This window comes from Isoptericola sp. NPDC060257 (genome assembly GCF_042726645.1).
In the GTDB taxonomy this organism is placed as follows: domain Bacteria; phylum Actinomycetota; class Actinomycetes; order Actinomycetales; family Cellulomonadaceae; genus Isoptericola; species Isoptericola nanjingensis.
The window spans coordinates 1-10,339 of sequence record NZ_JBHXAW010000160.1; the positions used below are offsets into that span (position 1 = coordinate 1).

A 10,339-nucleotide genomic window follows, 5' to 3' on the forward strand; every position below is an offset into this window, starting at 1 on the left:
GCTGTTCGACCCCCCGCGCCGAGCCCGAACTGCCGCGCCGAGCGCCGTCAGGGCGCGACGGCGGGCGTCGTCTCCGCCTCGGCCTGCTCGCGCCGGTGCACGCGCCACCACACGAAGAACCCGGTCAGGGTGAACGCGCCGTAGAACACGTACATCAGGGCCGTGGCGTAGTACCCCGCCGACCAGAGCAGGGGCACGCCGACCACGTCGACCGCCACCCAGACCAGCCAGAACTCGACCCAGCCCTTGGCCATGCCGTACGTGGCGACCAGCGACCCCATGAAGATCCACGCGTCCGACCACACGGGCTCGTACGAGCCGAGGGCGCGGAACAACGGGGTGAGCAGCAGGGTGCCGCCCACCATGACGACGACGATCCCGACGCGCTCCCGCCAGGACGCCCAGTGCGGGTGCACCGCCGCGCCCCCGTCGGCGGGGATCCTGCCGTCCGCGCGCACCTCGAGGGCGGCACGCTCGGTGCGCCGCCACTGCACCCAGCCGTAGATCGACACGATCAGGAACATCACCTGCCGGCCCGCCTGGCCGAGCATGTCGGCCCGGCTCGAGTCGCCGAACCACGAGCCCATGAAGACGGTGAACAGCACCAGGTTGCCGACGATGCCGACGGGCCACGCCCACACCTTGCGGCGCATGCCGCCGAGCGCGGAGGCGAGGCCGAACAGGTTGCCGACGATCTCGCGCCACGACATGTGCTGGTCGCCGATGGTCAGCGTGGCGTTGAAGAACGCGTCGATCGCGTCCATCGTTCACTCTCCCGGTCCGAGGTGCGGCGTCCGGGGTGAGGGGTCGGCGCTCGCCGCGTCGGGCCCCGTGGGGCCGTCGTCGGCGGCACGACGCCCGGCGGCACCCACCCTGACGGGTGCGTGCCGCACGTGCTTCCTCCCATCCGGACTTTGACCGTCGGCCCTGGAATCTCACCAGGTCAGCCGGCCCCACCCTGCCGGAGCAAGGGAGGCCGGGTCGCGGGCTGTCACCGCCGGCTCGGAATTTCACCGACCCCGGAGCACGTACGTGCGTGTCTTTCCACCGCCGGAGGTCCCGGCGGTGTCCTGCACAACTCAGGATGCCACAGCGGCATTCCCGCCGGCCGCACCGCGTCCGGCCGTCTCGACCGTCGGTCAGGCCAGCGCGTCGCGGACGGCGCGCGCGACGTCGTCCGGCCCCGCCCCGGGCTCCAGCACCGTGACCACGACGCGCTTCCCGTCGCCGCCCGTGGCGACCGTCCGGCCCTCGCCGGCGGAGGCGGCGTCGGCGGGGGCGGACGACGGCGCCGTGGAGTCGTCGTCGTGCGCGAACGGGGCGACGGCCGCCCGCCGGAGGTCGGCGAACGCCTCCTCCAGCTCCGGGCGCAGGTCGAGGTGGGGGTTGCGCAGCCAGCGCCGCAGGATCGCGTTGTGCACCGCGACGACGGACGCCGCGAACGCGATCGACATCGTGGTGGTGGACCGGTCGGGCGGCAGCGTGTCGCGCAGGTAGGCGGTGAACGCGCGCTCGTAGCGGTGCGTCGTGACCAGCTCGCGGTCGCGCAGCGCGGGCACCTGCTGCAGCAGCTGGTGCCGCGCGATCGACGTCTCGCGCTGGCCCACGTGGTGGTCGAAGACGAGCCGGGCCGCGCGGCAGACCTCGAGGTACGGGTCGGTGGTCGGGTCCCACGCCCGCTCGGGCGCGCGGCCCGACTCCTCGCTGGCCCGCGCCTCGGGCCGGGTCTCCGCGAGCATGACGACGACCTCCTCCAGGAGCAGCTCGTGGTCCGCGAAGACCACGTCCTCCTTGGAGCGGAAGCGGCGGAAGAAGGTCGCACGGCTGACGCGGGCGGCGTCGGCGATCTCCTCGACGGTGGTCTGCTCGTAGCCCTGCCGGGAGAAGAGGTCGATCGCGGCGTCGACGGCCTGGGCGTGGGTGTGCGTCCGGACGGCGGTCATGCCAGGGAGATTACTCCGGCACCGCCGGTCGTCCCCGCTGCGTCCGCTCGTCCGTGGACCCCAGCAGCAGCCGGTAGAACCGGAAGAAGCCGAAGTCGTCGACCGGCAGCACCTCGACGCCGGCGTAGCCGGCCGCACGCGCGCAGCGCCGCAGCGTGGCCGGGCGCATCACGGTGCCCGTGCCGGCCGACGGGCTCGTGGACAGGCCGTCCGGCAGGCACACGAACAGGCTGTAGCCGTACATGATCCGGTCGACGTCGTCGGCCGGGGCGCGGAACTCGTCGGCGACGGCCTCGTCCATGACCACCACCACGCCGTCCGGCCGCATCGCGCGGCGCACCCCCTCGAGCACGGCGACCGGGCGCGGCATGTCGTGCACGCACTCGAAGGCGAACGCCGCGTCGTACGGCTGGGCGACGGCGAGCTCCGCGGCGTCCGCGAGGTGGAAGAAGGCCCGCCGCTCGAGCCCCGCCTCCGCGGCGGCCGCCCGTGCGGCAGCCACGGACGGACGGTCGACGTCGACGCCGTGGACCTCGGCGAGCGGGTACGCCTCGGCGAGGGCGAGCGTCGACCAGCCGAAGCCGCAGCCGACGTCGACCACGCGGGCCCCGGGCCGGGAGAGCGCCTCGTGGACGGCGGGCAGGGCCGCGAGCGTCGGTGCCAGGCGGCGCTCGAACCACGGGCGGTTGACGTCGGACTGCGCCTGGCGGGCGTCGTCGCCGAGCTGGTCCCACGACACCCCGCCGCCGTCCCGGTACGACTCGAGCAGACGGGGCAGCTGCGGTCCGATCGCGCCGACGAACCGGGCCAGGGGCGCCAGGTACGACAGCGAGGACGTGTCGGTCAGCACCTCCGCGTGCGCCGCGGGCAGTGCGTAGAGGCGGGTCCGGGCGACGTGCTGCGGGTCCGCGTCGAGCGCGGGTGCCGCGCCGGCGTCCTCCGCGACGAGGACGCCGGACGCCGCCTGCTGCTCCAGCCACTCGCGCGCGTACCGCTCGGCGGTGCCGGTGGCCTCCGCGAGCCCCGTGGACGTCAGGGGGCCGGACGACGCGAGCGCCCGGTACCACCCGAGCCGGTCGCCCACGTGCACGGCCAGGACGTCGATGGCGCCGAGCGTGGCGGCGAACAGCCGGTCGGCGAACGCGTCGGCGGTGTCGCCGGTGTCGGCGGTGTCGGTCGGGTCGGACATGGCGGCACCTCCGTGCCGTGGCCCGGACGTGCGGGCCCCGCGGCGTCGTCGGGAGGCGGCGCCCGTCTCGACGCTAGCCCGCGGGAGCCGGGCGCGTCGACGGCCCGTGCGGGTGATCCGCGTCAGCCGCGACGGCGCCTGCGGTCGTCGTCCGGCTTCCCTCGGCGGCGCTCGTCGAAGCCCGCCTCGGCGGGACGCCGGGCGCGCTGCAGGTACCGGACCTCCCGGACGGCGACCCCTGCGGCGAGGAAGAACGGGATCCATGCCCAGACCCTGCCCCGCAGCACGACCCACAGCATCGCGAGCGCGACGACGCACGCCCCGACCACGGTCCACACGCTCGCCCACCGCACCTTGCGCACGGGCCGAGGCTACCGCTGCCCCTCCCGCGGAACACGTGCCCCCGGCATGGGTAGGGTGGCGGTCGTGACTTCCGGGACCACGACCGCGCCGACGACCACGACCGCCCCCACCACGACCGTCCCCGTCGTGGACGTCTACGTCGACCCGCTGTGTCCCTTCGCGTGGATCACGTCGCGCTGGGCGCTCGAGGTGGCGGAGCACCGGGACGTGGAGCTCACGTTCCGGCTGATGAGCCTGTACCTGCTGAACAAGGACCGGGACGTCCCGGCGGACTACCGGGCGAAGATCGAGGCGTCGCGCGGCATCGGCCGCGTCGCCGCGGCGGTGCAGACCGAGCACGGCCCCGAGGCGTTCAGCGCCTTCTACACCGCGGCCGGCACGCGCATCCACCCGGGCGGCCGCCGGGACGACCTCGACGCCGTCGCCGTGGAGGCCCTGGCCGAGGCCGGTCTGCCCGCCGCGCTGGCCGACGCCGCGACGTCGGACGCCTACGACGCCGCCCTCGCCGTCTCGCACGAGGAGGGCATGAAGCCGGTGGGCGAGGACGTCGGCACGCCGACGATCCACGTCGACGGCGTCGGGTTCTTCGGCCCGGTCCTCACGCGCATCCCGCGCGGCGAGGACGCGGTGCGGATCTTCGACGGCGCCGTCGCGCTCGCGTCGTTCCCGGACTTCTTCGAGCTCAAGCGGTCGCGCACCTCCTCGCCGACCTTCGACTGACCTCCCGGCGCCCCGCCGGTCCCACCGTTCCACCGAGAGGCGAACCCGTGACCCTCGACCTGCGTGTCTTCACCGAGCCCCAGCAGGGCGCGTCGTACGACGACCTGCTCGCCGTCGCGAAGGCGACCGAGGACCTCGGCTACAGCGCGTTCTTCCGCTCCGACCACTACCTGACGATGGGCGGCGACGGCCTGCCGGGCCCCACCGACGCGTGGACGACGCTGGCCGGCCTGGCCCGGGACACGTCGACCGTGCGCCTCGGCACCCTCGTCACGTCGGCCACGTTCCGCCACCCCGGCGTCCTGGCGATCCAGGTGGCGCAGGTGGACCAGATGTCCGGCGGCCGCGTCGAGATCGGGCTCGGCGCCGGCTGGTTCGCGCGCGAGCACGAGGCGTACGGCATCCCGTTCCCGGCCCGGCGGTTCGGGCTCCTCGAGGAGCAGCTGGAGATCCTCACCGGCCTGTGGGGCACGCCCGACGGCGGGTCGTACTCGTTCGACGGCGAGCACTACACGCTCGTCGACTCCCCGGCCCTGCCCAAGCCTGCCCAGGCGAAGATCCCGGTCATCGTCGGCGGGGGCGGGCCGAAGCGCACGCCGGCGCTGGCCGCCCGGTTCGGCGACGAGTACAACCAGGCGTTCCCCGAGCTGGACACGGTCGCGCCGCGCATCGGCGTCATCAACGAGGCGCTGGCCGAGGCGGGGCGCACCCCGGACTCGATCGTGCAGTCCGTCGCGCTGGTGCTCGCGGTGGGCAAGGACGAGGCGGAGTTCGCGCGACGTGCGGCCGCGATCGGCCGCGAGCCCGCCGAGCTGCGCGAGCACGGCGTCGCGGGCACGGTCTCCGAGGCCGTCGACCTGCTCGGCTCCCTGCGCGACCAGGGCATCCAGCGCGTGTACCTGCAGGTGCTCGACCTGCACGACCTCGACCACCTGGACCTGGTGGCGCGGGAGGTCGCGACGCAGCTCTGAGGCGAGCCGCAGGCCTGTGACCTGCGGCGACAGTCGGCCAGGGCGACGGTCTCGCCTGCTGAACTCACCCCGCCGAAGCCGTGACACGGGGGCGCGGCGGGGTTATGTTCCCGACAGACGACGAGGTGGCCCGCTCTCCGGAGCGGGTCACCTCGACCCGTTCAGGGCCGAGGTCGCGCCCGCCGCAGGCCCGCAGGACCGACACGACGCCGCCGTCGCCCGGACGACGTGGTCCACGCTCCCCGCCGCACGACCGCGCCCATGCCCGGAGGACACGCCATGTCCGTCTCCGAGTTCGACCGTCTCGTCGTCACCCCGCGCCGCACCGAGCACGTCCGGTCGCACCCCCCCGGCCCGCTCCGCGCGGAGCCGCCGCGCCCCACCGCCCCGCCGAGGGACGAGAACGCCGCCTCGCGGTCGCCGTCGCTCGCCCTGATCATGCTGCTCGCGACGCTCGGCGTCGTGGCCTACGCCGTCTTCCTGCTCAACCCCGCCCACCGCGGGGACGCGCTGCCGTACGTCATGGTGATCACGGCCGAGACCATCCTCGTCGTGCAGGCGCTCCTCGCGATGTGGACGGTGCTCTCCAGCGGCTACGACCCGCGCGGCTTCTCCTTCCACCACGCGCAGGACCGCCTGTTCGACCTGCCCGAGATCGTGCGGGACGAGGCCGAGGACGACCCCACGCGCTGGACCCTGTACCTGCACGACAGACCCGTGACCGTCGACGTCTTCATCACGACGTACGGCGAGAGCCTCGACACGGTCGCGCGCACGGTGCGCGCCGCCGTCGCCCTGCGCGGCCGCCACCGCACCTGGGTGCTCGACGACGGCCGCTCGGACGACGTGCGCGACCTCGCCGCCACGCTCGGTGCCCGCTACGTGCGCCGGCTGTCGAGCCACGGCGCCAAGGCCGGCAACGTCAACCACGCGCTGACGATCGCCAAGGGGGACTACTTCGTCATCCTCGACGCAGACTTCGTCCCCAGGCCGGAGCTCCTGGTCGAGACGGTCCCGTTCTTCGTCTCCGACGACGTCGCCTTCGTGCAGACCCCGCAGACGTACGGCAACCTCGACAACCTCATCTCGCGCGGCGCCGGCTACATGCAGGCCGTGTTCTACCGGTTCGTGCAGCCCGGCCGGAACCGTTTCAACGCGGCGTTCTGCGTCGGCACCAACGTGATCTTCCGCCGGGCGGCGGTCGACGACATCGGCGGCATGTACACGGACTCCAAGTCGGAGGACGTGTGGACGTCGCTCCTGCTGCACGAGCGCGGCTGGCGCACCGTCTACATCCCGACGGTCCTCGCGGTGGGCGACACCCCCGAGACCGTCGAGGCGTACACCAAGCAGCAGCTGCGCTGGGCCACCGGCGGCTTCGAGATCATGCTCCAGCACAACCCGCTGAGCCCGAGGCGACGGCTCACCCTCGACCAGCGCCTGCAGTACACGGTCACGGCCACGCACTACCTCTCGGGCATCGCGCCCCTCGTGCTGCTCCTGGTCCCGCCGCTGCAGATCTACCTGGACCTCACGCCGATGGACCTGACGATCTCGCCGAGCACCTGGTTGCTGTACTACCTGGGCTTCTACGGGATGCAGATCGCGATCGCGTTCTTCACCCTCGGGTCGTTCCGGTGGGAGGTGCTGATGCTCGCGTCGGTGTCGTTCCCGATCTACACGAAGGCACTGTGGAACGCCCTCACCGGCAAGGAGCAGGCCTGGCACGTCACGGGTCGCGCCGGCCGGGCCGAGTCGCCGTTCAACTTCATGCTCCCGCAGGTGCTCTGCTTCGCGTTCCTGCTGCTGACGTCCGCCGTCGGCGTCTGGAAGGAGTGGGGCGACGACCCGCTGCCCAGCCTGGCGCTGGCCTGGAACCTCACCAACACGTTCATCCTCGGCGCGTTCGTCGTCACGGCGCTGCGCGAGTCGCGCCGCGCCCGCGCTGCCGTCCCGTCCGCCGGAGGTGCCGCGTGACCTGGACCAACCGCCTGCGCCTCGTGGGAGGCCTGCTCGGCGTGGTGCTGCTGTGCGCCGCTCTCACCCTGGTCATGAACCGTCGCGAGTCGCAGGCCACGTCGTCGGCCGCGACCATCTCCGCCGAGACGCTCGACGTGGGCACCGACTACGCCGGGACGGTCGCCGAGGCGCTCGTCGAGGAGGGCGACGAGGTGCGCGCCGGCGACCCCCTGCTGGTGCTGCGCAGCCTCACGCTGCAGCACGACCTCGCCGTCGGCCTCGTCAGCCGGGAGGGTGGCGCCTACGAGGTGGCCGAGGACGGCACGATGACCGTGGTCGCCCCCGCCGACGGCGTCGTCACCGACGTGGCCGTGGCCCAGGGCGCGTTCGCGCAGTCGGGGGAGGTGCTCGCCACCGTCGAGCGCCAGGGCTCGCTGTTCGTCGACGCGAGGCTCGTGCTCGACCCGGCGGACTTCGCCCGCGTCCGCGACGGCGCCACGGTCACGGTGGTGCTGCCCAACCAGGCCGAGGTGGACGGCGTCGTGGACGCGGTGGCCGTGCAGAACACGAAGAACCAGGCGGAGGCGACGGTGCGCGTCTCCAGCGCAGGCCTGGTGCGCGGCGCCGAGCACGGGCTCGTCATGGCCGGCACCCCGGTCACCGCGGTGATCGACCTGCACGACGACGGCCCGCTCGCCGGCGTGGACGCCTCGTTCAGCCAGTTCCTGCGCCGGGTGGGCCTGTGACGACGCCCGCGCGGGGCGGCGCCGGGGGGCGGAGGAGGCGCGTGCCGCCGCCGGTCGCCGGTGTGCTGACGGCGGTCCTGGCCGTGGTCCTGGCGTCGTCCGGCTGCGGCGTCCTCGGGGGGCCGGCGCCCGCCGGGGAGGACCCTCCGGGCCCCGTCGATGCCCCGGCGCCGGAGGAGAGCCTCGCGGCGCCCGACGTCGACGTGTCGCTGCTGCCCCAGGAGCAGGTCGCGGCCACGCCGACGACGCGACTCGCCGACGGCCTGGCGCCGCCCACGAACCGGTGGTTCTCCAGCCTGGCGCTCGGCGACGCGCCGCAGCCCGTGTTCCCGGTGCCGCTCGCGGTCGCGCTGACCGGGGGAGGGTTCGCGTACGGGCTGCCGCAGGTCCAGGTGACCGAGACCTCGATCCTCGGTCCGTTCGACCCGCAGGTGGGCGCGGACGTCGGCGCCGCGTCGTCGGTGGTGTCGGAGTACGACGTCGCGTCGGTGACGGTCGAGCTGCGCGACGGCGCCGGGGCGGCGCTCGGGCACCTGCGGATCGTGGAGGGGTCTCCCGTGCTGCGGTACGTCGCGGCGTCCGACCAGGACGTGGCGATGACCTCGGCGTTCACCGTCGCCGACGGCCGGGCGTCGACCGAGGTGCTCGACCGCGAGCACGTCCTCGTGGGTCCGGGCGGCACCGACGCCCCCGGCGCCGGGCTCTCCGACGACGGGCGCGTGCTCACGCTCGCCGCGGGCGAGTCCGCCGCATGGTTCCCGGTGCCGGACGGGGCGTCGGGTGCGTCGGTCGACACCCTCGTCGAGGCGGCCTCGCGCCCCGTGACCGGGGTGACCGCGTCGTACGGCGCCGGCGACGACGGCGTGAGCAGCGCGCTGACCTACGCCACCGCGGACGGGGGCCCCACGGCCGTCGTGCGGATGCCCCACCAGGCGGACTCCACGGGGGCCACCTGCGGCCTCGGCTCGTACGCGACCGTGCACGGGACGGTCGACGTCTGCACGGCCACGACCCTGGGGTGGTCGAGCCCCGCGGTGGAGCCGGCCGGCGGGCTCGACCTGTCGGGCCTGGACGACGACGCGCGCGCGGAGCTCGCCGACCAGGTGCGTGCCGACGCGGCCGCCGTGGAGGCGGGGACCCTGGAGGCGCCGTCCGACACGTACTTCGGGGGCAAGGCCCTGGCCCGGGACGCCACCCTGCTCGGCCTCGCGGAGGGGCTCGGGCTGGACGGGGTGGCCGGGCCGCTGAGGTCGGGACTCGAGGAACGACTGCGGGAGTGGGCCGAGCCCGACGGTTGCGAGCACCGCGCGGAGCGCTGCTTCGTGCACGACCCGGTGCTGGCGACCGTGGTCGGGAAGGTGCCGGGCTTCGGCTCGGAGGAGGCCAACGACCACCACTTCCACTACGGGTACTTCCTGTACGCGGCGGGCGTCGTGGCGGCCGACGACCCGGGGCTCGCCACCGACCTCGCGCCCGTGCTGGACCTGCTCGCCGCGGACGTCGCGTCGGGCACGGGGGTCGGCGGGATGCCCGCGCTGCGGGTGTTCGACGTCTACGCCGGCCACTCGTGGGCGTCCGGGTACGCGCCGTTCGCCGACGGCAACAACCAGGAGTCGGCGTCCGAGGCCGTCTCGGCCTGGAACGGGCTGGCCCTGTGGGCGCAGGCGACGGGGGACGCCGAGCTCGAGGAGCAGGCGCGGTGGATGCTCGGCGCGGAGGCCGCGTCGGCGCGCGCCTACTGGACCGACTTCGACCGGGACGACCCCGCCGTGGAGGGCTTCGGCCACCAGGTGACGTCGCTCGTGTGGGGCGGCAAGCGGGACTGGGCCACGTGGTTCAGCGCCGAGCCGAGCGCGATGCTCGGGATCCTCGTGCTGCCGGCACAGCCGGTCGCGACCTACCTCGGCGGGGACCCGGACCGCATCCGGGCCAACCTCGACGAGGCGCTCTCCGGGCCTCGCGACGACCCCGCGTCGTGGGACGTGACGTTCGGCGACCAGCTGCTCGTGTACGCCGCGCTGGCCGGGCCGGAGGACGCCGCCGCGGCGCTCGGCGTCGCCCGCGACCTGCCCGGCGAGCGCATCGACGACGGGAACACGCGCTCGTGGCTGCTCGCGTGGCTGCTGGTGCGCGCCGCGTAGAGCCTGTCCAGCAGGCCGGCAGAGCGGGGCGCGGCCGTGATCTCAACGTTGCAGAACGGCTGTTGACGGAGGCGTCCGAGGGCTCTACGGTGAATCCATTCAACGCGGGGAATCGCTTTCCCGCTGCGGGCCGGCGACGTCGCCGGCCCGGAGGCTGACCGGTCCGACGACGGCCCGGGCATCGACGGAGATGGGACCGGGCCATGGCACACGAGGGCGCGCGCGCGGAGGTGGCGGCGGCACGTACGGCGGTCCCCGCCGACGGCGCCCGGCTGGAGCGATGGTTCGGGTGGGTCGACACGCTGGC

9 protein-coding genes and 1 riboswitch are annotated in these 10,339 nt (G+C 74.3%); of the genes, 5 read left to right on the forward strand and 4 right to left on the reverse strand.

Annotated features, from left to right (window positions below; genetic code table 11):
- Positions 1 to 47 precede the first annotated feature (47 nt).
- From pnuC to ACFWEK_RS13675, 4 genes are all read right to left on the reverse strand, one after another.
- Positions 48 to 764 carry a nicotinamide riboside transporter PnuC gene (gene pnuC / locus ACFWEK_RS13660; RefSeq protein ID WP_430546043.1) on the reverse strand — a complete coding sequence of 239 codons (717 nt, stop codon included), beginning with the start codon at positions 762 to 764 and terminating at the stop codon, positions 48 to 50.
- Positions 765 to 889: 125 nt separating this feature from the next.
- A riboswitch (FMN riboswitch) is annotated at positions 890 to 1,032 on the reverse strand.
- A gap of 107 nt (positions 1,033 to 1,139) precedes the next feature.
- Positions 1,140 to 1,943, reverse strand: coding sequence for a TetR family transcriptional regulator (locus tag ACFWEK_RS13665; RefSeq protein ID WP_430546044.1), 804 nt, complete (start codon positions 1,941 to 1,943; stop codon positions 1,140 to 1,142).
- A gap of 10 nt (positions 1,944 to 1,953) precedes the next feature.
- Complete coding sequence (locus ACFWEK_RS13670; RefSeq protein ID WP_430554402.1) at positions 1,954 to 3,132, reverse strand: class I SAM-dependent methyltransferase; 1,179 nt, start codon at positions 3,130 to 3,132, stop codon at positions 1,954 to 1,956.
- 122 nt (positions 3,133 to 3,254) lie between these two features.
- Entirely contained in the window at positions 3,255 to 3,494 is a 240-nt protein-coding gene (locus ACFWEK_RS13675; protein ID WP_430554403.1) for a hypothetical protein, read from the reverse strand.
- A 64-nt stretch (positions 3,495 to 3,558) separates the two neighbouring features.
- On the opposite strand from ACFWEK_RS13675, the gene ACFWEK_RS13680 reads away from it, so the two are divergent.
- The 5 genes from ACFWEK_RS13680 to ACFWEK_RS13700 all read left to right on the forward strand — a co-directional run bounded on the left by ACFWEK_RS13680 (position 3,559) and on the right by ACFWEK_RS13700 (position 10,032).
- Positions 3,559 to 4,215 carry a disulfide bond formation protein DsbA gene (locus ACFWEK_RS13680; RefSeq protein WP_430546047.1) on the forward strand — a complete coding sequence of 219 codons (657 nt, stop codon included), beginning with the start codon at positions 3,559 to 3,561 and terminating at the stop codon, positions 4,213 to 4,215.
- Positions 4,216 to 4,262: 47 nt separating this feature from the next.
- Positions 4,263 to 5,186 (forward strand): LLM class F420-dependent oxidoreductase, encoded by a 924-nt coding sequence (locus ACFWEK_RS13685; RefSeq protein ID WP_430554404.1) that lies wholly within the window; start codon positions 4,263 to 4,265, stop codon positions 5,184 to 5,186.
- A gap of 279 nt (positions 5,187 to 5,465) precedes the next feature.
- Positions 5,466 to 7,163, forward strand: coding sequence for a glycosyltransferase (locus tag ACFWEK_RS13690; protein WP_430554405.1), 1,698 nt, complete (start codon positions 5,466 to 5,468; stop codon positions 7,161 to 7,163).
- Positions 7,160 to 7,891, forward strand: a complete 732-nt coding sequence (locus ACFWEK_RS13695; protein WP_430554406.1) for an HlyD family efflux transporter periplasmic adaptor subunit — start codon at positions 7,160 to 7,162, stop codon at positions 7,889 to 7,891. Before ACFWEK_RS13690 ends, ACFWEK_RS13695 begins: the two co-directional genes overlap by 4 nt.
- 41 nt (positions 7,892 to 7,932) lie before the next feature.
- Positions 7,933 to 10,032 (forward strand): glycosyl hydrolase, encoded by a 2,100-nt coding sequence (locus ACFWEK_RS13700; RefSeq protein WP_430554407.1) that lies wholly within the window; start codon positions 7,933 to 7,935, stop codon positions 10,030 to 10,032.
- Positions 10,033 to 10,339 lie beyond the last annotated feature (307 nt).

Coding starts and splice junctions, on each gene's coding strand:
- pnuC (WP_430546043.1), bottom strand. CDS start 764: ATGGACGCGATCGACGCGTTCTTCAACGCCACGCTGACCATCGGCGAC.
- ACFWEK_RS13665 (WP_430546044.1), bottom strand. CDS start 1,943: ATGACCGCCGTCCGGACGCACACCCACGCCCAGGCCGTCGACGCCGCG.
- ACFWEK_RS13670 (WP_430554402.1), bottom strand. CDS start 3,132: ATGTCCGACCCGACCGACACCGCCGACACCGGCGACACCGCCGACGCG.
- ACFWEK_RS13690 (WP_430554405.1), top strand. CDS start 5,466: ATGTCCGTCTCCGAGTTCGACCGTCTCGTCGTCACCCCGCGCCGCACC.